Source organism: Sphingomonas sp. dw_22, from assembly GCF_018449795.1.
Lineage (GTDB): Bacteria > Pseudomonadota > Alphaproteobacteria > Sphingomonadales > Sphingomonadaceae > Sphingomonas.
Window position 1 is genome coordinate 46,859 of the sequence record NZ_JAAVVE010000010.1, and the last position, 26,045, is coordinate 72,903.

The following is a 26,045-nucleotide window of genomic DNA, read 5'->3' on the forward strand; positions in this document are numbered from 1 at the left end:
AAGGATTTTTCGCAATACCGGTGTCAACCATGTCAACCTGACCTCGCCAACCTCAGGGGCTGCGCGAAGGCGAAGAACTCGTTACAGATGTTACGAAACCGAGGGCAGCCACGCCCCGTGCGGAGAGAAGAGCATGACCGACGAGACCGAAGCCGATCTGACCGGCGGCGCACCCCGCCGTCGCCCCAAGCCTTCGGCCGACAAGATCGGCAATCGCAAGTTGAAGCCCAGCACGATGATGATGGGCTATGGCTATGATCCGGTGCTTTCCGAAGGTTCGCTGAAGCCGCCGATCTTCCTCACCTCGACCTTCGTCTTCCCCAATGCCGCGGCGGGCAAGCGCCATTTCGAGGGCGTCACCGGCAAGCGCCCGGGCGGCGCCGAGGGACTGGTCTATTCGCGCTTCAACGGGCCGAACCAGGAGATACTGGAGGACCGGCTGGGGGTGTGGGAAGAGGCCGAGGATGCGCTCGCCTTTTCCTCGGGCATGTCGGCGATCGCGACGTTGTTCCTGTCGATGGTCAAGCCGGGCGACACGATCGTCCATTCCGGCCCGCTCTATGCCGCGACCGAGACGCTGATCGCGCGCATCCTGGGCCGGTTCGGCGTGCATTGGCTCGACTTCCCGGCCGGCGCGACGCGCGCGGAGATCGACGCGGTGCTCTCCAAGGCTGCGAGCGGCAATGTCGCGCTGATCTATCTCGAAAGCCCGGCCAACCCGACCAACGCGCTGGTCGATGTCGAGGCCGTTCGCGCCAGCCGCGATGCGATCTTCAAGGGGGCCAAGCCGCCGATCGCGATCGACAACACTTTCCTCGGGCCGCTCTGGGCGCAGCCGCTCAGGCAGGGTGCCGACATCGTCGTCTATTCGCTGACCAAATATGCCGGCGGCCATTCGGACCTGGTCGCGGGCGGCGTGCTGGGATCGAAGGAGCACATCAACACGATCCGGCTGATGCGCAACACGATCGGCACGATCTGCGATCCCAACACCGCCTGGATGCTGCTGCGTTCGCTGGAGACGCTGGAGCTGCGCATGAGCCGCGCCGGCGAGAATGCCGCCAAGGTCTGCGAATTCCTGCGCACGCATCCCAAGGTGGAGCATGTCGGCTATCTCGGCTTCCTCGAAGGCGGCGCGGACGAACGCCAGGCCGACATCTATCGCCGCCATTGCACCGGCGCCGGATCGACCTTCTCGCTGTATCTCAAGGGCGGCGAGAAGGAGGCGTTCGCGTTCCTCGACAGCCTCAAGATCGCCAAGCTCGCGGTCTCGCTGGGCGGCACCGAGACGCTGGCGAGCCATCCCGCCGGGATGACGCACCTGTCAGTGCCCGAGGCGCGCAAGCAGGCGCTGGGCATCACCGACAATCTGGTGCGCATCTCGATCGGCGTCGAGGATGCCGACGATCTGATCGCGGACTTCGAGGAGGCGCTGAAGGCGGTCTAGCCCTCAGTTCCAGAGCCGCGCGCGATAGGCTTCGAAGCAGCGGGCGCCGCATTTGAGGCGGATCAGCGCGCCCTCGGCCATCGCCGTGGCGCGTGCTGGATCCTCCTCGATCGCGGGGCGGATCGCCTCCTTGTTCCATTCGATGCTGTGCTTGATGTCGAGCACGGCGTGGACCGAGAAATAGCGGCGCTCCTTGCCCGAGAAGCCGAGCCGCTTGAGCCCTTCGGCGACCATCGCCGAGCGGCCCGGCGCGGTCAGTTCGATCGCGCCGAGCGCACCGACGGAATGCCAGGCATAGCGGCGGTTGGTGGCCATCGCCGTCATCGCATTGGCGAGCGCCAGGCTCTCCCACAATGTGTTCTCGATGACGGGATCGACCTGCAGCGTCTCGACCAGCGCGTCGAGCATGGGGCCGTGCATGCCCGCGAAGGTGCCGTGACCCATCTCGTCCCAATAATTGCGCGCGAGCTCCAGCTTGGGGCGGACGGGGAGCTTGACCTGGGTCATCGCCACCAGATCGTCGAACCCCGCCTCGCCTGCGGCCTCCTGTTCGAAGAACCATCGCAGTTCGTCGATGCCGGCCTTCGCGCACAGCCACGGGAACAGAGGATCACCCTGCCCTGGCCCGGTCGCCGCCAGTTCCTCGAACCAGGCGATGAAGCCGTCCGCGTCGGTAGGCGCCGCCGCGGCCTCATCGACCACCTCGGCGCGCAGTTCTTCCAGGAACGCGCCTTCCAGCCGCTGCATCTTCACGTCGCGCTCGAAGATGCGCTGCCAATCCTCGCTCGGGAATCCGGGTGAAAGCCGCTCGCGGTTCCAATGCGCGAGCCCGCGTTGGAAACTGTCCCTGAGAAATTGCGAGCCGGTATCGTTCGCGAAAACGCGCGCTCTTGTCGCCATGATGGAATGCTCTCCTGATCGAACCCAAAAAACCGGCAGAAAAGCGTGATGGTTCCGCAGTTTAAGGGAGCTCTAACCTGGATCAGCGCGAATCCCGGGACGAACCGTGCATCGTTCGCGTGGCGGCGCATCCGCCTTTTCCAGCTTCCCGGCCTGTGTTAGCGCTAACTTCATAGCGCGGGAGCGAACCCGCCATTCGAGGAGAGCGACGTGAAAGCCAAAGCCGTTCGACGCCTGATCTGTGCCTGCCTGCTCGCCGGAACCGCCCTTCCCGTTCATGCCCAGACCGCGCTGACGCTCGGCGATGCCGGCTATTTCGAGAGCCCCGGCGTGAACGTGCTGGTCTTCTCCAACTGGTATGACGGGCTGTTCGCCGACTCCAAGATCAGCGGCGTCGAGATCATCCAGCAGGGCGAGCGCACCGCGACCAACGGCGATGTCCGCCTTTCCGCCACGCCCGGCCAATGGGATCCGATCGGCCGGATGGTGAAGCGCGATGTCGATCCCAAGACCGGCACGATCGAGGCGCTGCTCGAATATCCCGATTACGGCTTCCAATACCGTATCCGCGCCGAGCATCGCGGCGGATCGGTGCTGCTCTCGGTCGTGCTCGACAAGCCGCTGCCCGAGGCGCTGGCAGGCAAGGCCGGGTTCAACCTCGAATTCATCCCCTCGGCCTATTTCCACAAGAGCCTGATGGCCGACGGCAAGTCGGGCGCCTTCCCGCTCTATCCGAGCAGCGACATGGTCGCGGGCGGCGAGCGCAATGCCGCGAGCGGGCGCGACATCGGCCCCGGCGCCGAGCCGCTGCCCTTTGCCTCAGGGCAGACGCTGGTGCTCGCGCCCGAAGACCCGGCGCGGCGCGTGACGATTGCCTCTTCCACCGGCAAGCTCGACCTGTTCGACGGCCGGGACCAGGCGCAGAATGGCTGGTTCGTCGTCCGCAGCGCGATCCCCGCAGGCAAGACCGGCACGGTCGTCCAATGGACACTGACGCCGAACAGCGTGCCCGGCTGGATGCGCGAGCCGGTGATCGGCCATTCGCAGCTCGGCTATGCGCCGGATCAGGCGAAGCTGGCGGTGATCGAGCTCGATCCGGCGATGACGGCCGCCCCCGCCACCGCGCGGCTGCTGCGTGTTTCCGAGACCGGCGGACTCGAACCGGTGCTCAGCGGCGCGGCCAAGCCCTGGGGCAAATATCTGCGCTATGCCTACCGGGTCTTCGATTTCAGCGCGATCAAGCAGCCCGGCACCTATCTGCTCGAATACGACGGCAAGCGCACCGCGACCTTCCGCATCGCACCCGATCTCTACGACGCGGCGTGGCACCCGAGCCTCGACGTCTATATGCCGATCGCGATGGACCATATGCTGGTCAACGAGGCGTACCGTGTCTGGCACGGCGACAGCCACCGCGACGATGCCCGCCAGGCGCCGGTCAACCATGAGCATATCGATCTCTATGCCCAGGGGCCGACGACGGACACCAGGTTCAAGCCCGGCGAGCATATCCCGGGCCTGAATGTCGGCGGCTGGCTCGACGCGGGCGACTTCGACATCCGCACCCAGACCCAGTACGCGGTGATCCGCACCCTGGTCGGCATCTGGGAGGATTACCGGCCGACGCGCGACCAGACCCTGGTCGACGAGAAGCTGCGCCATGTCGAAATCCATGTGCCCGACGGCAAGCCGGACGTGCTCCAGCAGATCGAGCATGGCGTGCTCTATCTCGCATCGATGTTCGACGCCGTGGGCCATGCCGTGCACGGCGTGGTCGAGCCGGACGTGGCGCAATATACGCATCTGGGCGACGCGGCCTCCAAGACCGACGGGCTGATCTACGATCCGAGCCTCGCTTATGGCGAGCGCAAGGACGGCCGCAGCGGCACGCCCGACGATCGCTGGGTGTTCACCACCAAGGCGAGTGCGCTCAACTATGGATCGGCGGCGGCCCTGGCCGCGTCGAGCCGGGCGTTGCGCGGCTACAACGACACGCTGGCCGACAAGGCGCTGGCCCTCGCCACGCGCGTCTGGGCCGAGGAGCATGGCCACGCTCCCGACACCTACAGCCATGGCAACACCACCGGCGGCTGGCTGCCGGGCGAGGAATTCGGCGCGGCGGTCGAACTGCTCGTTACCACCGGCGACAGGCAATATGCCGACCGCGTTTCGGCGCTATGGCCCGAGATCGCGACGCGCTTCGGCCAATATGCGCAGACCGCGGTGCAGGCGCTGCCGCACATGCCCGCCGGCTACCGCGCCGAAGTCGAGAAGGCCGCCCGCGCCTGGAAGGCCGCGCAGGCTCCCGACAATCCTTACGGCGTGCCCGTCACCACCGGTGGCTGGGCGGGCAACGGCACGGTGATCCAGACCGGCATCACCGATTATGTGCTGCACAAGGCGTTCCCGCAGGTGACCGACGGCAGCCTGGCCTATCGCGCGCTCGATTTCCTCCACGGCACCCATCCGGGTTCGGACATCTCGTTCGTGTCGGGCGTGGGCACGGTCTCGAAGGAAGTCGCCTATGGCAACAACCGCGCCGACTTCTCGTTCATCGCGGGCGGCGTGGTGCCCGGCGTGCTGATCCTTAAGCCGGACTTCCCCGAGAACAGCGAGCATTGGCCGTTCTTCTGGGGCGAGAACGAATATGTCATCAACATGGGGCCGAGCTATATCGAGCTCGTCCAGGCCGGGATCGCGCTGACCCGGGAGCACACGCAAAAACAATAATCCGGCCATTCCAAGAACATACCCAAAATTCGATTGCAACTATTGCAATCGTGTCGCTGCCTCGTCATGGGGGCCGGGCAGGCCCGACCCGCCCAGAGGAGAACCATGTCCGATCGCATCGCCCACCCCGCCCTCGCCGCCAAGGTCATGTCCGCGGAGGAAGCCGCGAATTTCATCGGCGACGGGATGACCGTGGGGATGAGCGGCTTCACCGGATCGGGCTATCCCAAGGCAGTGCCGATGGCGCTCGCCGCCCGGATGGAGCGCGAGCATGCCGCCGGACGGAAGCTGCGCGTCCGGGTATGGACCGGCGCCTCCACCGGGCCGGAGCTGGACGGCGCGCTGGCGAAGGTCGACGGCATCGAGCTGCGCCTGCCCTATAATTCCGATCCGATCGCCCGCGAGCGGATCAACCGCGGCGAGATGGAATATCTCGACATGCATCTGAGCCAGGTCGCGCCGATGGCGTGGGAGGGTTTCCTGGGGCCGCTCGACGTGGCGGTGGTCGAAATCTCCGGCATCCGCGCGGACGGATCGCTGATCCCCTCTTCGTCGGTGGGCAACAACAAGACCTGGCTCGATCGTGCGCACGGCGTGATCCTGGAGGTCAATCGCTGGCAGAACCCCGCGCTGGAGGGGATGCACGACATCTATTACGGCACCGCGCTGCCGCCGCACCGCGTGCCGATCCCCTTGGTCCGCCCCGACGATCGGATCGGCGAGCCCTGGTTCCGCTGCGATCCCGACAAGGTGATCGCGGTGGTCGAGACCGACGCGCCGGACCGCAACCTGCCCTTCGCCGCGCCCGACGCGGCCGCGCTGGCGATCGCGGGCCATCTGATCGAATTCTTCCAGCACGAGGTGGGCAAGGGCCGGCTGCCGCCGTCGCTGCTGCCGCTCCAGTCGGGCGTGGGCAACATCGCCAATGCGGTGCTCTCGGGCCTGCTCGATTCGCCCTTCACCGATCTGACCGCCTATACCGAGGTGCTGCAGGACGGGATGCTCGACCTGCTCGCCTCGGGCAAGCTGCGCATGGCGTCCTGCACCGCCTTTTCGCTGAGCCCCGACGCGGCGGCGCGGCTCAATGCCGAGATGGCCGATTTCCGCGACCGCATCATCCTGCGGCCCCAGGAGATCAGCAACCATCCCGAGATCGTGCGGCGGCTGGGCTGCCTGGCGATGAACGGGATGATCGAGGCCGACATCTACGGCAACGTCAACTCGACGCACATCATGGGCTCGCGCATCCAGAACGGCATCGGCGGATCGGGCGACTTCGCGCGCAACGCCTATGTTTCGATCTTCATGACGCCCTCGACCGCGAAGGGCGGCGCGATCTCCGCGATCGTGCCCCATGTCAGCCATGTCGATCACATCACCCAGGACGTGCAGGTGATCGTCACCGAACAGGGCCTGGCCGATCTGCGCGGCCTCTCGCCGCGACAGCGCGCCGAGCTGGTGATCGAGAACTGCGCCCATCCCGACTACCGCCCGATGCTGCTCGACTATTATGCGCGGGCGCGGGCCGGCAGCTATGGCCAGCAGACGCCGATGCTGTGCGGCGAGGCGCTGGCCTGGCATCAGCGGTTCATCGATACGGGAACGATGCGGGACTGAACGAGGCCGTCGGTTGACCAAGTTGACCCTCGCGCAGGTGAATTCGCCGCCTCCCCAGAGAAACGACGGACGTTCGCGCCGCTAACGCGGCGGGTGCGCCACAGGGACGCGACACGAATGCGGCGGCCACGCGACAGCGGCGCGACGCGCATGCGCCACGGACGCTACGCGCACGCCCCCATGACGCAGCCATGCCGGTCTTCCTGCCGATCCACGATTCAAAGAGCAGCGCACCACAGGCGCCTGTCGAGCGAAGCAGGCGAAATCCTACATTGCAAGAACTCGATCCTTCCCTGGAGAGGGGGCGATCCTCCGCCGGCGCGGTAAACAAGGCCGGGAGAGGGGAAAGAGGCCGGGACGGCAGCTATCCACCCATCCTCGCCATCGCCCCTTTGCTCCGCGCGAAACAGCGGTTACCCCCGTGCCCATGATCGCGCATTTCCGCCGGGCGACGCTCGCCCTCGCCGCTACCGGCCTCGCCGCTACTCCGCTCCTCGCCCAGACCGCCTATGAGAGCGTCGATCCGATGATCGGCACCGGCGGCGAGGGGCATACGTTTCCGGGGGCGGTCGCGCCGTTCGGGATGATGCAGCTCAGCCCGGATACCGATACCGGCTGCGAGATCCGGCAATGCTATGGCCATGCCGCCGGCTATCGCTACGATGACCCGACGATCCAGGGCTTCTCGATGACCCATTTCTCGGGCGCGGGGCATTCGGACCTGGGCGATTTCCTCATCATGCCGGTGGCGGGCGATCAGGCCGCGCTGGAGCCGGGCGATCCGAAGACGCCGGGCTCCGGCTATCGCTCGGCCTTCAGCCACACGACCGAGATCGCCCAGCCCGGCTATTACGGCGTCACGCTGGCCGATGCCGGCATCCGCGCCGAGCTGACCGCCGGCACGCGCACCGGCGTCCAGCGCTATGCCTTCCCGGCGGGCAAGGCGGCGCATCTGGTGCTCGATCTGCGCAGCTCGCTCTACAATTATCCGGGCAAGATCCTGTGGTCGACGGTGCGCGTCCGGCCGGACGGCACGATCACGGGCATGCGCGAGACGCGCGGCTGGGCCCCGGCGCGGAAGCTCTATTTCGCGATCCGGCCGAACGCGCCGCTGACCGGCCATGCCTTCTTCAACCGCGAGGAGAAGGTGCCCTATCGCGGCTTCCAGGGGCCGAGCCGGGGCGCCGACGATGCCGCGCAGATCGAGGGCCGCGCGCTGGTCGCCCGGTTCGATTTCGGCGTGCTTGGCAAGCCGCTGGAAGTGAAGGTCGCGATCTCCGGCGTCGATGAGGCCGGCGCCCTCGCCAATCTGGACAGCGAACCCGGCGATTTCGACGCGATCCGCGCGGGCACCCGCACGGCCTGGGAACAGGCCCTCGGCGCGGTCGCGATCGACGCGGCGACGCCCATGAAGAAGACCGTCTATACCGCGCTCTACCACAGCCTGATGGCGCCGAGCGTCTTCTCGGATGCCGACGGCCGCTATCGCGGGCCGGACGATCAGGTGCATATCGCCAAGGACTTCACCTTCCACTCGACCTTTTCGCTGTGGGACACGTTCCGCGCCGAGCATCCGCTGCTGATGCTCGTCCAGCCCGAGCGGAAGAACGCCGACTTCATCAACTCGCTGATCGCCAGCCAGCAGGCGAGCCCGTTCGGCATCCTGCCCGTCTGGCAGTTCCAGGGGCGCGAGACCTGGACGATGATCGGCTATCACGCCGTGCCGATCATCGCCGACACCTATCTCAAGGGCCTGAAGGGCTTCGACGCGCAGGCCGGACTCGACGCGATGGTGAAAAGCGCGACCTATGCCCCCTATGGCGGGCTCGACTGGTATATGAAGCTGGGCTTCGTGCCGATCGACAAGGAGCCCGAGGCGGCCTCCAAGACGGTCGAATATGCCTATGACGACTGGACGATCGCGCGGATGGCCCGGGCGATGGGCAAGGCCGACGTGGCGGCAACCTTCGAGAAGCGCGCCGGCAACTGGCGCAACAGCTTCGATGGGAAGACCGGGTTCCTGCGCGCCCGCAAGGCCGACGGCGCCTATCGCGAGCCCTTCGATCCGACCGCGATCAACTACGGCTCCGATTATACCGAGGGCAACGCCTGGCAATATTCGTGGTTCGTGCCGCAGGACCAGGAAGGGCTGTTCCGCCTGATGGGCGGCGATGCGGCGGTGGTGAAGAAGCTCGACGCGATGTTCGACTTCGACAATTCGAAGGTCGACTACAGCCATGCCGAGGACATCGCCGGGCTGATCGGCCAGTATATCCACGGCAACGAGCCGAGCCACCATGTCGCCTATCTCTACGGCTATGCGGGCCAGCCCTGGCGGACGCAGGAGCGGCTCAAGCAGATCGTAGAGAGCCAGTACAAGCCCACGCCGGACGGGCTTTCGGGCAATGACGATCTCGGCCAGATGTCGGCCTGGCTCGTGTTCACCTCGCTGGGCTTCTATCCCGTGGCGCCGGGGACGAACGAATATGTGATCGGCCGGCCCTTCGTGGACCGCGCGGTGCTCACCCTGCCGAACGGCAAGCGCTTCACGGTGCTGGCGGATGGGCTGTCGGACGCGAACCGCTATGTCGGCAAGGTGACGCTCAACGGCAAGCCGCTGGCGCGCAGCTTCATCCGCCATGAGGAGATCGTCGCCGGGGGCGAGCTGAGGTTCACGATGCAGGCGGTGCCGAACAAGAGCTGGGGTACCGGCAAGGCGGCGCGGCCCTATTCGATGAGCGTGGCGAAGTAAAATTCCTCCCCGGCACGGGGAGGGGGACCGCCGCCGAAGGCGGTGGTGGAGGGGCCGCCGTCGCAGACGGCGGACTGCGTCCGCCGCCGCTCCACCAGCCTGCGGCTGGTCCCCCCCTCCCCGTTCCGGGGAGGATCTAGATTCTACCCGTCCCCCACCCGCTCGATATCGGCGCCGACGCCCTGGAGCTTCTCTTCCAGCCGCTCGTAACCGCGATCGAGGTGGTAGACGCGCTGCACCTGGGTTTCGCCCTCGGCGACCAGGCCGGCAAGAATCAGGCTCATCGAGGCGCGCAGATCGGTCGCCATCACCGGCGCGCCGATCAACCGGTCGACGCCGCGCACTACGGCGGTGCGGCCCCGGACCTCGATATTGGCCCCCATCCGCGCCAGCTCGGGCACGTGCATGTAGCGGTTCTCGAAGATCGTCTCGGTCAGCACACTAGCACCGTCCGCCTTGCACAGCATCGCCATGAACTGCGCCTGCATGTCGGTCGCGAAGCCGGGGAACGGCGCGGTCGAGAGTGTCAGCGGCTTGATGCCGTCGGGCGCGGCGATGCGGATGCCGTCCGGCGTCTCCTCCACGATCACGCCCGCCTCGATCAGCGCGTCGAGCGTCGCGCGCATGTCGCCCGCCGCCGCGCCGACCAGCTCCACGTCGCCGCCGGTGATCGCCGCCGCGCAGGCATAGCTGCCCGCCTCGATCCGGTCCGGCATCACCGCATAGGTCGCGCCGTGCAGCCGGTCGCGGCCCTCGATCTCCAGCGTCTCGGTGCCGATGCCGTGGATCGACGCGCCCATCGCCACCAGCATGTTGCACAGATCGACGATCTCGGGTTCACGCGCCGCATTCTCCAGCACGGTACCGCCCTTGGCCGTCACCGCCGCCATCAGCGCATTCTCGGTCGCGCCGACCGAGACGACGGGGAAGCGGAACTTGCCGCCCGTCAGCCGCCCACCCGGCGCGCTCGCCTTCACATAGCCCGCCGCCAGCTCGATCTCGGCGCCGATCGCCTCCAGCGCCTTCAGGTGCAGGTCGATCGGGCGGTTGCCGATCGCGCAGCCGCCGGGGAGCGACACCGTCGCCTCGCCCGCGCGGCCGAGCACCGGCCCGAGCACCAGGATCGAGGCGCGCATTTTCCGCACGATGTCATAGGGCGCGACCGTCGAGGTGAGCCGGCCCGCGCGGATCGTCATCACCCGGCCGAAATCGGTGGGGCGCGTGCCCTCGATCGCGGTCGATGCGCCGAGCTCGTTCAGCAGGTGTCCGAAGCTGTCGACATCGGCGAGCCGGGGCAGGTTGCGCAGCGTCAGCGGCTCATCGGTGAGCAGCGCGCAGGGCATCAGCGTCAGCGCCGAATTCTTCGCGCCCGAAATAGCGATCTTGCCGGAAAGGCGGTTGCCGCCGCGGATGAGGATACGGTCCATGCCCGAGCTTCTAGCCCGTCCCGCCACACACGCAAGCGCGGCTCTCTTTTCGGGGCTTGATCGATTTTAATGCATTGATTCCGTTGGACTGCTTTGCAGGCGCGGTGGGGGAAGTCCAAAGCGTGTCTGGTAGTTGTTTCGCCGAAGTGTTGCGCGAGCTGGTCGAACTGACGCCTTCCGAACAGGAGGCGCTGGAGAGGCTGGAAGAACGCCAGCGGCATGTGCGCCGCGGGGCGGTGCTCCAGCGCGAGAACGAGGCGTGCGGCGAGCTGTTCATCCTCCGTAAGGGGCTGATGATGAGCTATGTGCTGCTCGACGACGGCAGCCGGCAGATCCTGCGCTTCCTGTTCCCCGGCGACATGCTCGGCATCTCCAGCGCGATGTACCGCGAGGCGCCTGAGACGCTGTCCGCGCTCTCCGACTGCGTGGTCTGCCCGTTCGATCGATCGGTGCTGTCCGAGCTGATGGTCGATCATCCGCGGCTTGCGGGCATGGTCCTGGTCTATAGCCAGATCGAGCGCGTCGCGCTGACCGACCGGCTGGCCGCGCTCGGCCGCACCAGCGCCAAGGCCCGCGTCGCCGCGCTGCTGCTGGAGCTGCGCAACCGCCTGCGCGCGATCGACAAGAGCATCGACAACGCCTTCGCGCTGGGGCTGACGCAGGAGGAAATCGGCGACGCGACCGGGCTCACCGCGGTCCATGTCAACCGCATGCTCCGCCAGCTCGAGGAGGAGGGGCTGATCGCGCGCGAGGCGGGCCGCGTCACCCTGCGCGACGAACGCGCGCTGAAGCGGGCGGCGAATTACGTGAACCGGTATGAGGGGCTGGACCTGGGCTGGCTGCCCAAGCCGCGTTGATTTGGGGTCTCTGGGGCCGTGCTCCTGCGAAGGTGGGAAGCCCAGCGTTACAGAACTATCGCGTTACGCCTTTTCCAGCGTGCATTGCAGCGGGTGCTGGTTCTGGCGGGCGAAGTCTATCACCTGGCTCACCTTGGTCTCCGCCACTTCATAGCTGAACACGCCGCACACGCCCACGCCGCGCTGGTGGACGTGGAGCATCACGCGCGTCGCCTCCTCCATGTTCATCCGGAAGAAGCGCTGGAGGCAGAGCACCACGAACTCCATCGGGGTGTAATCGTCGTTGAGCATCAGCACGCGGTACGGCGTCGGCTTCTTGGTCCGCGTGCGGGTGCGCGTCGCCAAGCCGACCGAAGGGTCGTTGCCCCGGTCGTCATTGTCGCCGTCCTCGGCCATGCGGATCAGTGTTTCGGGGTTCTCGGCCATCTGTCTCGTGAAAATATGATGGCACTGCGGTGAGGGCAAGGCCGACGGGCGCGATAACCCTGATTTCCGGCCCTGACTTCCGGCCCTGACTTCCGGCATTGCGGCCGGTTCAGCGCGTGGACCGCGCCGAAAAACGAAAGGGGCGGCTGCCCTTTCGGCAGCCGCCCCTTCACTATTCCCAGATACGCGGGAAAATTCGGCTTACGCGGCGGTCTTCACCTTCTCGGCCGCGACCGCGATGCGGTTCGAAAGCGGCTGGGCGGCGTCGCCGGCGAGCTTGAGCAGCGACTCGGTGTTCTTCGAAGCCTCGGCGACATAGGAGTCGAAGGCGCCGCGAACGAAATCGCTCTGCAGCTTGAAGAATTCGGTCGGCGACTTGACGGCGGCGAGCGACTTCAGCGCGGCGGTCGCGGTCTCGAACGACTTGCGGCTGTACTCGGCGGCTTCCTGGCCGAACGACTCGAAGCCCTTGGCGGCGATGCGGCCGCTCTCGACGAGCGCCTCGACATTGCCCTTGGCGAAGTCATTGGCTTCCTCGACCAGCTTGGTCGACTTCTCGACGGCCGCCTTGGTGCGGTCGTTGAAGTCGGCGAAGAAAGCCTGGGCCTTGGCGGCGGTATTCTCGACGGTGGTAGCCATTTTCACGGTTTCCTTGACGGTGTCCGCGGTCGTTTCGGCAACGGCGGCGGTGGTTGCGGTTTCCGTAACGGCCTCGACAACGGGCTCCGTCACGGCTTCGACAGTCTCGACTATTTCCTGCGGTGCTGCTTCCACGGCCGGGACGATCGTCTCGGCTACGGGCTCCGGCACGGGCTTCTCAACCGCGGGGGCAGCAATCTTAGCCCTGGGCGCGACCGGCTTCTTCGCTCGCGCCGCGGGCTTCGGAGCGGCAGGCTTCGCCGTGCCGGACTTCGGACCCTTGCTAGCCATATCTATGGCACCCCTAGCTAATTTGCTGCGATGCAACATGTACGCTCTTGTCGCGCCGATTGCAAGAGGCAAATGCTGCACTGCAGCATAAGACATTTCCGTTACGGAACCGTGGCTTTACCGCGTCCTTACATAGGTTCCGGGCGCGTCCTCGATCGCCTTGAACTTGCCCTTTCCGGGGACACGTGCAGCCTTTGCAGCCACCTTCTTCCCGTCCTGGGCGTCGATCCAGCCGATCCAGTCGGGCCACCAACTCCCTTTCGTCTCCTTTGCTCCCGCAAAAAATTCGGAGAGCGTCTCGGCGCGTTCCTCGTTGGTCCAATACTGGTATTTGCCTGCCGCCGGCGGGTTCACCACGCCGGCGATATGGCCCGAGCCCGCCAGCACGAACTTGAGCGGTCCCTTGAAATAATGGGTGATCTTCCAGACGCTTTGCGCTGGCGCAATATGGTCCTCGCGGCCGGCCTGGATATAGGTCGGGATGGTCACCCTGGTCAGATCGACGGGCGTGCCGCCGATCGAGAGCAAGCCCGGCGTCACCAGCTTGTTGTCGCGATAGAGGTCGGTCAGGTAGCTCAGATGCCAGGCCGCCGGCAGGTTGGTGACGTCCGAATTCCAGTGGAGCAGGTCGAAGGGCACATAATCCTGCCCCATCAGATAATTGTTGGTGACATAGTTCCAGATCAGGTCGCGGCCGCGCAGCAGGTTGAACGTCGCCGCCATGTAGCGCCCGTCGAGATAGCCGTCGCCGCCCAGGCTGCGGATCAGCGCAAGCTGGTCGTCGTCCACGAACAGCTCCAGATCGCCCGACTCGGAGAAATCGACCTGCGCGGTGAAGAAGGTCGCGCTCTTCACCTTCTCCGCCTGCCCCCGCGCGGCGAGCACCGCAAGCGTCGCCGCCAGCGTCGTCCCCGCCACGCAATAGCCGATGGCATGCACCGCATCGACGCCGAGCAGCGCGCGCACCGTATCGATCGCGTCGATCTGGCCGCGCTCGACATAATCGTCCCACACCACGTCCTTCATGCTCGCGTCGGCCGATTTCCACGAGACGACGAACACGGTGAGCCCCTGCGCCACCGCCCAGGCGATGAAGCTCTTCTCGGGGGTCAGATCGAGGATGTAGAAGCGGTTGATCCAGGGCGGGAAGATGATGAGCGGGGTCTCGTATACCTGCTCGGTCGCCGGCGCATATTGGATCAGCTCGTAGAGCGAGGTGCGCTTCACGACCTTGCCCGGCGTGACGCCCAGGTTGCGGCCCAGCTCGAACGCGCCGTCCGCCGTCTGCGTCATCTGCCCCTTGGCCATGTCCGCCAGCATGTGCTGGAGGCCCTTGAGCAGGCTCTCCCCCTTGGTCTCGACGATCTTTTCCAGCACCTGCGGGTTGGTCGCGGGGAAATTGGTGGGGCTGATCGCGTCGATGAAGCCCTTGGTCGCGAAGCGGAGCTGGTCCTTGTGCTTGGGATCGACGCCTTCGAGCGAGTCGACGCCCTTCAGCAAATGATCGGCGATGACGAAATAGCTCTGGCGCAGGAAATCGAAGACCGGCTCCTCGCGCCATTGCGGCGCCTTGAAGCGCTTGTCCTTCGCCTGTTCGGGCGTCTCCTCATAGGGCTGGGCATGCTCGGGATCGAGGAAGCGCTGCCAGAGCTGCATCGTATCCGCCCAGAAGCCCGCGCCGGCACGCATCGCCGCGGTGGGATCGAGCAGCGCGCCGAAGGGCGATGCTGCGGGCGCATGATCGAAGATGTCGAGCCCATGCTCCAGCATCATCTGCTGCGCGCGGCCGAGCACCCAGGTCCAGTGCTGCAGGTCTTCGAGGCTGGGGAGGGACGGAGTCGCGGTTTCGGCCATGCAATCCTCTTCAAGCAGCGCTTTAGCGCACCGCGTGCAACTCGTCATTCCCGCAGCGGCACATATGGCGTAGAAACCGCCTCACGGCACATTCGGGTGCCGCGCTCCAATCCTTGAAAGATGAGGAAATGTCCGAAGAGTTCTACCGCATCAAGCGCCTGCCCCCCTATGTCATCGCCGAAGTCAACGGCATGCGGGCAGCGGCGCGAGCGGCAGGCGAGGACATCATCGATCTCGGCATGGGCAACCCGGACCTGCCGCCGCCCGACCATGTGATCGAGAAGCTCTGCGAAGTCGCGCGCAAGCCCGACGCGCACGGCTATTCCCAGTCCAAGGGCATTCCCGGCCTGCGCAAGGCCCAGGCGAACTATTATGGCCGCCGCTTCGGCGTCGATCTCGATCCCGACAGCGAAGTCGTGGTGACGATGGGATCGAAGGAAGGGCTCGCCAGCCTCGCCACCGCGATCACCGCGCCGGGCGACGTCGTGCTGGCGCCGAACCCGAGCTATCCGATCCACACCTTCGGCTTCATCATCGCCGGCGCGACGATCCGCGCGGTGCCGACCACGCCCGACGAGCATTATTTCGAGAGCCTCGAGCGCGCGATGAACTTCACCGTGCCGCGGCCTTCGGTGCTGGTGGTGAACTATCCGTCGAACCCGACGGCCGAGACGGTGGATCTCGCCTTTTACGAGCGGCTGGTCGCCTGGGCGAAGGAGAACCAGGTCTGGATCCTGTCCGACCTTGCTTATTCCGAGCTGTATTTCGACGGCAAGCCGACGCCCTCGATCCTCCAGGTGAAGGGCGCGAAGGACGTCGCGGTCGAGTTCACCTCGCTCAGCAAGACCTATTCGATGGCCGGCTGGCGGATGGGCTTCGCGGTGGGCAACAGGCGGCTGATCGCGGCGATGACCCGGGTGAAGTCGTACCTCGATTACGGCGCCTTCACGCCGATCCAGGCGGCGGCCTGCGCGGCGCTGAACGGGCCGCAGGACATCGTCGAGCGGAACCGGCAGCTTTACCACAAGCGCCGCGACGTGCTGGTCGAGAGCTTCGGCCGCGCGGGGTGGGACATCCCCTCCCCGCCCGCCAGCATGTTCGCCTGGGCGCCGCTGCCGCCGGCGCTGGCGCATCTGGGATCGCTGGAGTTCTCGAAGCAGCTGCTGACCGAGGCCAAGGTCGCGGTGGCGCCGGGCGTGGGCTATGGCGAGAATGGCGAGGGCTTTGTCCGCATCGCCATGGTCGAGAACGAGCAGCGCCTGCGCCAGGCCGCGCGCAACGTACGGAAATACCTGCAATCGATGGGCGTCAACACGCCCGCCTCGAACGCGGGGTGAACCACTAACTCGTCACCCCGGCCTTGTGCCGGGGTCCACTGTGCCTCTGGGAGAGCCCTTCAAGACTCCTTGCGGTACGCTATCCGCGCAATCGCAGGCAGCTCTCCCGCGGATGGGTGGACCCCGGCACTTCCGCCGGGGTGACGATGAAAACTAGCGGCCCCGCCGGCCCAGCAGGCGGAGCCGCAGCGCGTTGAGCTTGATGAAGCCCGCGGCGTCGCGCTGGTCGTATGCACCCTGATCGTCCTCGAAGGTCACGACCTTCTCCGAATAGAGCGAATAGGGCGACTTGCGGCCGGTGACGATGACGCTGCCCTTGTAGAGCTTGAGCCGCACGGTGCCGGTCACCTTTTCCTGGCTGAAATCGATCGCGGCCTGCAGCATCTCGCGCTCGGGCGCGAACCAGAAGCCGTTGTAGATCAGCTCGGCATAGCGCGGCGCCAACTCGTCCTTCAGGTGCGCTGCGCCGCGATCGAGGGTGATCTGCTCGATGCCGCGATGGGCGAGGTGATAGATGGTGCCGCCCGGCGTCTCGTACATGCCGCGCGACTTCATGCCGACGAAGCGGTTCTCGACCAGATCGAGGCGGCCGATGCCGTGCTTGCGGCCCAGCTCGTTGAGCGCCGCGAGCAGCGTCGCCGGGCTCATCGCGACGCCGTTCAGCGCCACGCCGTCGCCGCGCTCGAAATCGATCGTGATGACTTCGGGCACGTCCGGCGCGTCTTCCGGGTTCACCGTGCGCGAATAGACGTAATCGGGGACTTCCTCCCACGGATCCTCGAGCACCTTGCCCTCGGAGGAGGTGTGGAGAAGGTTCGCGTCGGTCGAGAAGGGCGATTCGCCCCGCTTGTCCTTGCTCACCGGGATCTGGTGCTGCTCGGCGAACTCGATGAGGCGGGTGCGGCTGGTCAGATCCCATTCGCGCCACGGCGCGATCACCTTGATGTCCGGGTTCAGCGCATAATAGCCGAGCTCGAAGCGGACCTGGTCGTTGCCCTTGCCGGTCGCGCCGTGGCTGACGGCGTCGGCATTGACCAGCTTGGCGATCTCGATCTGGCGCTTGGCGATCAGCGGCCGGGCAATGGATGTCCCGAGAAGATAGAGACCTTCATACAAGGCGTTCGCACGCATCATCGGGAAGACGAAGTCCTTGACGAACTCCTCCTTCAGATCGTCGATGAAGATATGCTCGGGCTTCACGCCGGCCATCTCGGCCTTCCTGCGCGCGGGCTCCAGCTCCTCGCCCTGGCCCAGATCGGCGGTGAAGGTGACGACCTCGCAATTATAGGTCTGCTGGAGCCATTTCAGGATCACGCTCGTGTCCAGCCCGCCCGAATAGGCAAGGACGACTCGGTTGATCTGATCGGACATGGGGCAGCGACTCCAGGGGATGGGGAACGGTTGCGCGCTTACGAGCGACGTGCCGCTTCCGCAACCTTTGCCGCGGGGGCACCCGCATCGGAGCGACTCGGGAAAGGCCGCCATGGCCCGGAACAGGACCAGGCCGCCCGGATGGGCGCCGCTTATCCGGCCCGATCGCGCAGCCCCCGCTCGGCCTCGGCCATATAGTCGCGCGTGATCGGCAGCGCGTCGCGCGAGCGCGAGAACTGGAGCTGATAGTTGACCAGTCCGCCGTTGAGGAAGCTCACGCACGAGCCGGCGAGATAATAGGTCCACATCCGGTAGAAGCGCTCGTCGTACAGCCGGACGATCTCGTCCTTCGCCGCCACGGTGCGGTCGTACCAGGCCTTGAGCGTATAGCCGTAATGGAGCCGCAGCACCTCGACATCGGTGAGGAAGAAGCGCAGCCCCTCATAGCCCTTGGCGATTTCCGACAGCGCCGGGATATAGCCGCCGGGGAAGATGTATTTGAGCGTGAAGGCGTCGGTATAGCCCGGCCCGTCGGCGCGGCCGATCGTGTGGAGCAGCATCACGCCCTCGGGCGTCAGCAGCTCGCGGCACTTGGCGAAGAAGGTGCGGAACTGCGGCGTGCCGACATGCTCGAACATGCCGACCGAGACGATCCGGTCGAACTGCCCCTGGAGGGCGCGATAGTCGATCAGCTCGAACTTCACCTTGTCGGCCACGCCCTCCGCCTCGGCGCGCTCGCGGGCGATCTTGAGCTGCTCCTCGGACAGGGTGATGCCCAGCACCTCGGCGCCGGTCTTGCGGTGGATATAGAGCGCCATGCCGCCCCAGCCGCAGCCGATGTCGAGCACCTTCATGCCCGGCCCGATCGCGAGCTTGGCGACGATATGCGCCTTCTTGTCGCTCTGCGCCTGCTCCAGGCTGTTCGCGGGATCGGTGTAATAGGCGCAGCTATACTGCCGGTCGGCGTCGAGGAAGAGATCGTAGAGCCGCGCCGACAGGTCGTAATGATGGGCGACGTTGCGCTTGGCGCTGCGCGCCATGTTGTAGCGGCCGATCATGTGGGCGACCTTGCCCGCGACCAGGCTCAGCCGCGACGGGCTCAGGGCGGAATCGCTCTTTTCCCATTTGTTGTTCGCGGTCGCCATCATCAGCAGGTCGAAAATGTCGCCCTGCTCGAACGCCATCGAGCCGTCCATATAGGTCTCGGCCGCGCCCAGCGCGGGATCGCGCACGATCCGCCCCTCGGCACCGCGGCCGAAGCGGATCGTCACCGGCTTGAGGTCCGGATCGGGCGCACCGAAACTGGCGGAGGTGCCGTCGGCGCGCAGGATGGTGAGTTGGCCGCGCTTGATTGCGCGCGAAAGAAAACGGTCGATCAACGCCATCGGTTATGCGTACCCGGCTTTTGTGTCTGACTTATCCCCGTAACGCCTTTCCGCGCCGTGGCAAACCCGCGACCGGCGGCTCAGATACCGGCATACCATTCATAGCCGTTCGAATCCTCCCAATAGCCGCCCTTGCCCGCGCCGATCCCGGCAAGCGAGGCGACCGCTTCGATCCGCATGACATATTTGGCCTGTTTGTAGCCGAGCTGCCGTTCGACGCGCAGCCGGATCGGCGCGCCGTGCCCGACCGAGAGATAGCGGTCGTTCATCGCCCAGGCGAGGATCGTCTGCGGGTGGAAGGCATCGACCAGGTCGATCGACTCGTAATAGGCGTGCGGCCCGAACCGGTCGGCACAGTGGAAGACGATGTAGCGCGCGGCGTCGCGCAGCCCGGCCAGGTTCAGCACCGTATCGAGCCGCGGCCCCTGCCATTTGCCGATCGCGCTCCAGCCCTCGACGCAGTCGTGCCGGGTGATCTGCGCGCGCTGCGGCATCGACTGGAGCTGGGCGAGCGACAGCGACAGCGGCCGGGCCACCAGTCCGTCGACCTGCAACCGCCAATCGGCGAAGCGGCCGGCGGCGAGCGCGTTATATTCGGGCGTGTTCGGATTGGCGGTGCCGTTGACGCGGAAGAACGGGCTGCGCTGCTCGGCGCGGAACTCGCGGGCCTGGGCCGCGCGGCCGGTGATCGAACGCTGGAGGAAGCGGTGCGCATCCTCGGCGCTCAGCAGCCAGGGATCGTTGGTGAAGCGGTTGCACCCGGCGAGCAGCCCGCCGGCGCCGAGGATCAGCGCGTTGCGGCGGGTAATCATGCGTCCTCCCCGGGCACGCGCCACCAGCCGGTGATCATCGATCGCACTTCGTCGATCGGCCCGGCGAGCAGCACCAAAGTCAAATGGACAAGGATGAAGAGCGTCGTCAACGCCATCGCGATGAAATGGACCGATCGCGCCGACTGGCGGCCGCCGAACACATCGATCAGCCAGGGCCAGGCCGCGTCCATATTGGGCGAGAGCGCCAGGCCGGAGAGGATCAGCACCGGCAGCAGCACGAAGACCACCCCGGCATAAGCGAGCTTCTGGAAGATGTTGTACGCCTGCGGATCGGCGGGATCGTGGAAGCGCAGCGCGAGATGCGCCTTGAGATCGGCCCAGAGGTGGCGCGGCGCCAGCTCGGCCGGGCGGATGCGCAGGTCGCGCGCGAAATGCCGGTTGAGCAGGCTCAGCACCATATAGGCCAGCAGCCCGAACCCCAGCACCAGCGCGAAGAACAGATGCCAGTGCCGCGCGCCCGACAGGCTGTAGTAGGACGGGAGCGTCGCCCAGCCGGGGAAGCGGGGCAGCTCCAGCCACGCATGGTCCCAGTTCGCGCCATATTGCCCCCAATAGAGGCGCGGATGCGCATTGAAGATCATCAGGCCGCTGCCGATCATGATGAAGACCGCCAGCGCATTGACCCAATGCCAGAGGCGGGTGACGAGGCGGTGGCGATAGACGGTGGGCGGCGTCGCCGCTTTCCGATCGTCCGTCCTCTCCGCGCTCTCCATGTCCGCGCGATATAGGCTATCGCGCGGCTGGACCAAAAGGATTCGCAAGCCCCGATGACCACCGATTTCCATTTCTACGAGCCCGCACAGGGCCATCGCCTGGCCCATGATCCGCTCAACGCGATCGTCGCCCCGCGCCCGATCGGCTGGATCAGCACCGTCTCGGCCGAGGGCGTGCGCAACCTGGCGCCCTACAGCTTCTTCAACGCCTTCAACTATTTCCCGCCGATCATCGGCTTCTCGTCGATGGGCTGGAAGGACAGCGTCGCCAATGTGGAGGCGACCGGCGAGTTCGTGTGGAACCTGGCGACGCGCGCCCAGGCCGGGGCGATGAACGCCAGCTCGGCGACGGTGGGGCCGGAGGTGGACGAGTTCGCGCTCGCGGGGCTCGACACGCTGCCCTCGCGGCTGGTGAAGCCCGATCGCGTCGCGGGCAGCCCGGTCCAGTTCGAATGCAGGCTGACGCAGATCGTGCGGCTCCAGACCAAGGAAGGCCGCGAGCTCGACCAATGGCTGGTGCTGGGCGAGGCGGTGGGCATCCATATCGACACCGCGATGCTGGAGGACGGCGTCTACCAGACCGCCCGCCCGCACCCGATCCTGCGCGGCGGCGGCCCGGCCGATTATTTCGAGATTGCCGAGGATGCCCTGTTCCGGATGCGCCGCCCGGGCTGATCCTCAGCCATAGGCGCGCAGGAAGAAGACGACGGTGGTGACTCCGGTCACCGCCAGCGTCCAGAGCCGGACCAGCCCATGGGGCAGCCGCTTGCCCAGCTTCGCGCCCAGCCAGCCGCCCAGGATCGCGCCCAGCAGCATCGGCAGGCAGAAGAGCCAGCGCACCAGTCCGCCCGCGATGAACACGATCGCGGCGGCGAGATTGGCGACCGCCAGCATCAGCGTGCGGATCGAGAAGAGCGAGCGCGGATCGGCGCCCGCGAGCAGGCCATAGGTGGCAGTGGTCATCAGCCCCACGCCGCCGCCGAAATAGCCGCCATAGATGCCGAGCAGCGACTGGGCGATCATCAGCGTGCGCCGGCCGATCGTCACGCGGGCGCGCAGCCAGTCCGACGCGCGTCGCCCCATCGCGATCGCCAGGAAGGCGGCCAGCAGCAGCCAGGGGATGATGAAATCGAAGGCGCGCGACGGCGTGATCACCAGCAGCACGCTGCCGACCAGCCCGCCAGCGAAGGTGATGCCGGCCAGCACCCGCACGTCGAGCCCCGCCACCGGCGCCAGCTCGTCGCGAAACTCCCAGGCGCTCGCGCCGGCACCGGGAAGCAAAGCGACGTTCGAGGTGGCGTTGGCCACGTTCGCGGGCAATCCCAGCGCGATCAGCACCGGCAGCGTCGCGAAGGTGCCGCCGCCGGCGAGCGCGTTCATCGCGCCGCCGAGCACACCCGCGGCGGCCGCGAGGAGAAGGTCATCCACAGCTTCGATCACGTGCCCCGCCCGTTTCCTGCCAGGTCATCCGTTGGGAGAGTTTTGGCCTTGGAACAAGCCATGCACTCTTCCCCGGCCTGCGCCGGGAAAGAGATATATCTAACCAGTTCGGGGGGACGAACCGAGGCGATTCAGCCCAGCGCCGCCATCTTCTCCGCGGCCATCCGGTCCAGCTCGGCGCGGCTCTTCTTCTCCGACGCGGTTTTGAGCTGGCCGCAGGCGGCGTCGATGTCGCGCCCGCGCGGCGTGCGCACCGGCGCCGAGATGCCCGCCTCGAACACGATGTTCGAGAAGGCGCGGACCCGCTCCGGCGTCGAGGTTTCATAGGGGGCGCCGGGCCAGGGATTGAACGGGATCAGGTTCACCTTGGCGGGCAGCTTGTACTTCTTGATGAGGCGGACAAGCTCGTGCGCATCGGCGTCGCTGTCGTTCTTGTCCCTCAGCATCACATATTCGAAGGTGATGCGGCGGGCATTGTTGGCGCCGGGATAGTCGGCGCAGGCCTGGAGCAGCTCCTCGATGCCGTATTTGCGGTTCAGCGGCACGATCTCGTCGCGCACTTCCTTGGTCACCGCATGGAGCGAGACCGCGAGGTTCACGCCGATCTCCTCGCCCGCACGCGCCATCATCGGCACCACGCCCGAGGTGGAGAGGGTGATGCGGCGCTTGGAGAGCGCGAGGCCGTCGCCGTCCATCACCAGCTTCAGCGCGTCGCGGACATTGTCGAAATTATAGAGCGGCTCGCCCATGCCCATCATCACGATGTTGGTGAGCATGCGGCCCTCGGGCTGGCTCGGCCATTCGCCGAGCGCGTCGCGCGCCAGCATCACCTGGCCGACGATCTCGGCCGGCACCAGGTTGCGCACCAGCCGCATCGTGCCGGTGTGGCAGAAGCGGCAATTGAGCGTGCAGCCGACCTGCGAGGAGACGCAGAGCGTGCCGCGATCCGCATCGGGGATGAAGACCATCTCGTAATCCTGGCCGTCGTCCGATCGCAGCAGCCATTTGCGCGTGCCGTCGGTCGAGATCTGCGCCTCGACCACTTCCGGCCGCGAGATCACGAAGCGTTGCTCCAGCCAGGGGTGCATCGCCTTCGAGATGTCGGTCATCTTCGAAAATTCGGTGGCGCCGCGATTGTAGATCCAGTGCCAGAGCTGCTTGGCGCGCAGCTTGGCCTGTTTCGGCTCGAGCTGCGAGGTCTCCAGCGCCATGCGCAGATCGGCCTTGGAAAGGCCGAGCAAGTCGATGCGGCCGTCGCTGCGCGGCACGAAGGCGCGCGGTACGGGCACGGGATCGATGTGCCCCGGAATGGGCATAAGGGCGGCCGACACTGTCTGCATGGGGCGCCATGTAGGCGATTCCGCACCGGAATTCCACTCCCGCGCCGCATCGCCGATGGTGACGCGCCGGGTAACCTTATCCCGCTTATGCCACGACGCACCGCGCAAAGGGTTGCCGGGAGCGGTCGCGGCTGTCCAGCTTGGGCGCGGGAATAGCCCTCAATTTGGAGTTGGACATGAAATTTCGCATCTCGATGATGGCCTTGGGCGCGACTCTTCTGAGCTCGCCGGCGGCCTTCGCCCAGGACACCCCCACCCAGACCGCGCCCGAGCCGGCCACTCCGGCGGCGCCCGCCGCATCGGCGGCACCGGCCACCGTGACCGATGCGGAGGTGACTCAGTTCGCCACCGCGGCGCTGGCCATCGAAAAAATCAACAAGGACACCACGATCGCCGCGGCGGACAAGAACACCAAGATGGCCGAGGCGGTGACGAGCTCCGGCCTGGAGCCGACGCGCTTCAACGAGATCGGCCAGGCGATGCAGGCCGATCCGGTGCTCAACCAGCGCATCCAGAAGGCGGCGGCGGAACAGCAACCCGCCGCGACGGCACCGGCGCCGCAATAAGCCTTGGGGCGGCGGCGTCACCGGCCGCCGCCCTGGGCCTTCAAGCGGGAACGCAGCCCAGCGCCCTGAGCGTGACAGGCAGCGCCTCCTCCAGCGGAGTGTGCGGCTCCTCGCCGAGCAGCTCGACCAGGTCGCGATTGTCGAGCCTGAGCGGGTGCCGCCAATAGGTGCGCATCTCGATCAGTTCCTTCAGCGTCGGGTTGAACGGCGCGATCAGCGGCAGCAGCGCCCAGGGCATGCGCCGGATCTTCGCCTGGGGGGCGCCGGCCGCCACGGCGACCCAGCTCGCGAAATCCTCGCCGTCATGGTCCCAGAAGCCGGCGAAATGATAGCGGGCGAAGCGGGGCAGCTCGCGATCCCGGTCCAGCAGCCGGGCGAAGGTCTCGCCGACATCGGGCAGATAGGCCCAGGCATGGCCAACTCCCCTGCTCCCCGGATTGGTGACCGCGGTGACCGGCTTGCCGGGCTTCACCATGCCCTGCGACAGCCAGCTGTTGCCCGGCCGCGGCCCGAAGAAATCGCCGGCGCGCAGGATGACGACGCGCGCGCCGGACGCCTCCAGGCGCTTCTCCATCTCGCCCCGGATGCGGCCCTTGCGGGTGGAGGGATGTTGCGGCGAATCGGGCTTCGCCACCGGCGTCTCGGCGGGATCGTAATTGTAGATCGTGCCCGGCAGCGCGAGCCGCGCATCGTTGGCGAGCGCGGCGGCGATGCTGTTGTCGAGCATCGGCAGCACCAGCCGCTCCCAGTCGCGATAGCCCGGCGGGTTCACCGCATGGACGATCGCGTCCACCCCGTCGGCGGCGTGCAGTACGGCGGGGCGGTCCATCGCATCGCCTTCGAACCACGCGATCTCCGGGTCCATGCCCGGCCGGACCGCGCGGGTCAGCCCGCGCACCTTCCAGCCATGGCGCAGCAGCGCCCGCGCCGTCTCGCCACCCACGCCGCCCGTCGCCCCGAGCACCAATACCGTCTTTTCCATCTTCGCTTCCTCTTGATTGCCGGGCGAAGATGCGGGCAAACGCGCTGGAATAAAATTGCCGAACATTTTCAGCTCGCCTATCAAAAATATATGAGCTCACTCGATTCGGGCGTGGATTGGGAGCGCCAGCGGGCGTTCCTGGCGGTGATGAGCGAGGGCAGCCTGTCCGCCGCCGCGCGGCGGATCGGCATCGCCCAGCCGACTGTCCGGCGGCGGATCGAGGAGCTGGAGGCGCAGATCGGCGCGCCCTTGTTCACGCGCTCGCCCAGCGGGCTGCTGCCGACCGAGCGTGCCCATGCGCTGAGCGAGCATGCCCGCGCGATGGCGATGGCGGCCGATGCGTTCATCCGCTCCGCCTCGGCCGACGCGCATGAGGTGGCGGGCACGGTGCGGATCTCGGCAAGCGACGTGATCGCGATCGAAGTGCTGCCCGCGATCCTCTCCGAGCTGATGCGCGCGCATCCGGCGCTGGTGATCGAGCTCAGCCCGAGCAACCGCAACGAAGACCTGTTGCGGCGCGAGGCCGATATCGCGGTGCGGATGGTCCCGCCGCGGCAGGAGGCGCTGCTCGCCCGGCGGATCGGCGTCGTGGTGCTGGGGCTGCACGCGCATCCGGACTATCTGGCGCGCAGGGGCACGCCCGCGACACTGGACGACCTCCCCAACCATGCATTGATCGGCGTGGAGCGCGACAGCCCGGCCCTGCGCAGCTTGCAGGACCAGGGCTTCGACGTGTGGATCGAGGATTTCGCCTTCCGCAGCGAGAGCGACCTCGCCCAGCTCGCGGCGATCCGCGCCGGGCTGGGCCTGGGCTTCTGCCAGACCGGGTTGGGCGCACGCGACGGGCTGGTGCGGCTGCTGCCGGAAGCGCTGGTCTTCAACCTGGAGACCTGGGTGGTCTGCCATGAGGATCTGCGGAACGTCGCCCGCGTGCGCGCGGTGTTCGATGCGCTGGTGGCGGGGCTTCGGACCTATATCGGATGAAAGATGCGGCGCCCCGCTCGGATCGTAGCCAAAGCAAACGTCATCCCCGCGCAGGCGGGGATGACGATTTCTATGGAGCCCTGAGAGTCCCCCAAAAAGCAGAACGGCCCGGTTCGGGGGATCCGAACCGGGCCGTATTCCAGCGGGACCGATA

At 66.7% G+C, this 26,045-nt stretch carries 21 protein-coding genes; 9 read left to right on the forward strand and 12 right to left on the reverse strand.

Going from position 1 to position 26,045, the window contains the following annotated elements; all coding sequences use genetic code 11:
* Positions 1-133 precede the first annotated feature (133 nt).
* The gene (locus HB724_RS06850; protein ID WP_213980168.1) at positions 134-1,447 is read left to right on the forward strand and encodes a cystathionine gamma-synthase family protein; all 1,314 of its coding nucleotides are present in this window, start codon (positions 134-136) and stop codon (positions 1,445-1,447) included.
* Between the two features lie 3 nt (positions 1,448-1,450).
* On the opposite strand, the gene HB724_RS06855 is transcribed toward HB724_RS06850, so the two are convergent.
* Positions 1,451-2,347, reverse strand: coding sequence for an iron-containing redox enzyme family protein (locus HB724_RS06855; RefSeq protein WP_213980169.1), 897 nt, complete (start codon positions 2,345-2,347; stop codon positions 1,451-1,453).
* A 210-nt stretch (positions 2,348-2,557) separates the two neighbouring features.
* Between HB724_RS06855 and HB724_RS06860 the strand changes: the two genes are divergently transcribed.
* The 3 genes from HB724_RS06860 (at position 2,558) to HB724_RS06870 (ending at position 9,446) form a co-directional block, all read left to right on the forward strand.
* Complete coding sequence (locus HB724_RS06860) at positions 2,558-5,077, forward strand: glycoside hydrolase family 9 protein (protein WP_346344680.1); 2,520 nt, start codon at positions 2,558-2,560, stop codon at positions 5,075-5,077.
* Between the two features lie 105 nt (positions 5,078-5,182).
* Complete coding sequence (locus HB724_RS06865) at positions 5,183-6,694, forward strand: acetyl-CoA hydrolase/transferase family protein (RefSeq protein ID WP_213980170.1); 1,512 nt, start codon at positions 5,183-5,185, stop codon at positions 6,692-6,694.
* Positions 6,695-7,121: 427 nt separating this feature from the next.
* A complete protein-coding gene (locus tag HB724_RS06870) occupies positions 7,122-9,446 on the forward strand; it encodes a GH92 family glycosyl hydrolase (RefSeq protein ID WP_213980171.1) in 2,325 nt (774 codons plus the stop codon).
* A 143-nt stretch (positions 9,447-9,589) separates the two neighbouring features.
* Here the strand turns inward: HB724_RS06870 and murA are convergent, their stop codons facing one another.
* Positions 9,590-10,873 (reverse strand): UDP-N-acetylglucosamine 1-carboxyvinyltransferase, encoded by a 1,284-nt coding sequence (gene murA, locus HB724_RS06875; protein ID WP_213980172.1) that lies wholly within the window; start codon positions 10,871-10,873, stop codon positions 9,590-9,592.
* A 122-nt stretch (positions 10,874-10,995) separates the two neighbouring features.
* Here murA and HB724_RS06880 point away from each other — a divergent pair, with 122 nt between their 5' ends.
* Positions 10,996-11,730, forward strand: coding sequence for a Crp/Fnr family transcriptional regulator (locus HB724_RS06880; protein ID WP_346344681.1), 735 nt, complete (start codon positions 10,996-10,998; stop codon positions 11,728-11,730).
* 63 nt (positions 11,731-11,793) lie between these two features.
* On the opposite strand, the gene clpS is transcribed toward HB724_RS06880, so the two are convergent.
* The 3 genes from clpS to phaC form a co-directional block, all read right to left on the reverse strand.
* Positions 11,794-12,126, reverse strand: coding sequence for an ATP-dependent Clp protease adapter ClpS (clpS, locus tag HB724_RS06885; protein WP_213980229.1), 333 nt, complete (start codon positions 12,124-12,126; stop codon positions 11,794-11,796).
* Positions 12,127-12,357: 231 nt separating this feature from the next.
* The gene (locus tag HB724_RS06890) at positions 12,358-12,966 is read right to left on the reverse strand and encodes a phasin family protein (RefSeq protein ID WP_346344682.1); all 609 of its coding nucleotides are present in this window, start codon (positions 12,964-12,966) and stop codon (positions 12,358-12,360) included.
* 237 nt (positions 12,967-13,203) lie between these two features.
* On the reverse strand, positions 13,204-14,940 hold the full coding sequence (phaC, locus tag HB724_RS06895; RefSeq protein WP_213980174.1) for a class I poly(R)-hydroxyalkanoic acid synthase: 1,737 nt from the start codon (positions 14,938-14,940) through the stop codon (positions 13,204-13,206).
* 128 nt (positions 14,941-15,068) lie between these two features.
* Here phaC and HB724_RS06900 point away from each other — a divergent pair, with 128 nt between their 5' ends.
* Positions 15,069-16,277, forward strand: coding sequence for an LL-diaminopimelate aminotransferase (locus HB724_RS06900; RefSeq protein ID WP_213980175.1), 1,209 nt, complete (start codon positions 15,069-15,071; stop codon positions 16,275-16,277).
* 153 nt (positions 16,278-16,430) lie between these two features.
* Here HB724_RS06900 and HB724_RS06905 read toward each other — a convergent pair whose 3' ends face one another.
* The 4 genes from HB724_RS06905 to HB724_RS06920 form a co-directional block, all read right to left on the reverse strand.
* Positions 16,431-17,648: an argininosuccinate synthase gene (locus HB724_RS06905; protein WP_213980176.1), complete on the reverse strand. Its 1,218-nt coding sequence runs from the start codon at positions 17,646-17,648 to the stop codon at positions 16,431-16,433.
* A 152-nt stretch (positions 17,649-17,800) separates the two neighbouring features.
* A complete protein-coding gene (locus tag HB724_RS06910; RefSeq protein WP_213980177.1) occupies positions 17,801-19,033 on the reverse strand; it encodes a cyclopropane-fatty-acyl-phospholipid synthase family protein in 1,233 nt (410 codons plus the stop codon).
* An 80-nt stretch (positions 19,034-19,113) separates the two neighbouring features.
* Positions 19,114-19,845 (reverse strand): molybdopterin-dependent oxidoreductase, encoded by a 732-nt coding sequence (locus tag HB724_RS06915; RefSeq protein WP_213980178.1) that lies wholly within the window; start codon positions 19,843-19,845, stop codon positions 19,114-19,116.
* Entirely contained in the window at positions 19,842-20,579 is a 738-nt protein-coding gene (locus HB724_RS06920; protein ID WP_213980179.1) for a cytochrome b/b6 domain-containing protein, read from the reverse strand. Before HB724_RS06920 ends, HB724_RS06915 begins: the two co-directional genes overlap by 4 nt.
* 54 nt (positions 20,580-20,633) lie before the next feature.
* Between HB724_RS06920 and HB724_RS06925 the strand changes: the two genes are divergently transcribed.
* A complete protein-coding gene (locus HB724_RS06925) occupies positions 20,634-21,254 on the forward strand; it encodes a flavin reductase family protein (RefSeq protein WP_213980180.1) in 621 nt (206 codons plus the stop codon).
* Between the two features lie 3 nt (positions 21,255-21,257).
* Here HB724_RS06925 and HB724_RS06930 read toward each other — a convergent pair whose 3' ends face one another.
* Together HB724_RS06930 and rlmN are read right to left on the reverse strand one after the other, a co-directional pair.
* Positions 21,258-22,019 (reverse strand): sulfite exporter TauE/SafE family protein, encoded by a 762-nt coding sequence (locus tag HB724_RS06930; RefSeq protein WP_346344683.1) that lies wholly within the window; start codon positions 22,017-22,019, stop codon positions 21,258-21,260.
* Between the two features lie 131 nt (positions 22,020-22,150).
* A complete protein-coding gene (gene rlmN, locus HB724_RS06935; RefSeq protein WP_213980181.1) occupies positions 22,151-23,359 on the reverse strand; it encodes a 23S rRNA (adenine(2503)-C(2))-methyltransferase RlmN in 1,209 nt (402 codons plus the stop codon).
* A gap of 176 nt (positions 23,360-23,535) precedes the next feature.
* Here rlmN and HB724_RS06940 point away from each other — a divergent pair, with 176 nt between their 5' ends.
* Positions 23,536-23,925 (forward strand): DUF4168 domain-containing protein, encoded by a 390-nt coding sequence (locus HB724_RS06940; protein WP_213980182.1) that lies wholly within the window; start codon positions 23,536-23,538, stop codon positions 23,923-23,925.
* 40 nt (positions 23,926-23,965) lie between these two features.
* Here the strand turns inward: HB724_RS06940 and HB724_RS06945 are convergent, their stop codons facing one another.
* Entirely contained in the window at positions 23,966-24,907 is a 942-nt protein-coding gene (locus HB724_RS06945; RefSeq protein ID WP_213980183.1) for an NAD-dependent epimerase/dehydratase family protein, read from the reverse strand.
* Positions 24,908-24,997: 90 nt separating this feature from the next.
* Here HB724_RS06945 and HB724_RS06950 point away from each other — a divergent pair, with 90 nt between their 5' ends.
* On the forward strand, positions 24,998-25,891 hold the full coding sequence (locus tag HB724_RS06950; protein WP_213980184.1) for a LysR family transcriptional regulator: 894 nt from the start codon (positions 24,998-25,000) through the stop codon (positions 25,889-25,891).
* The last annotated feature ends 154 nt before the right edge of the window (positions 25,892-26,045 follow it).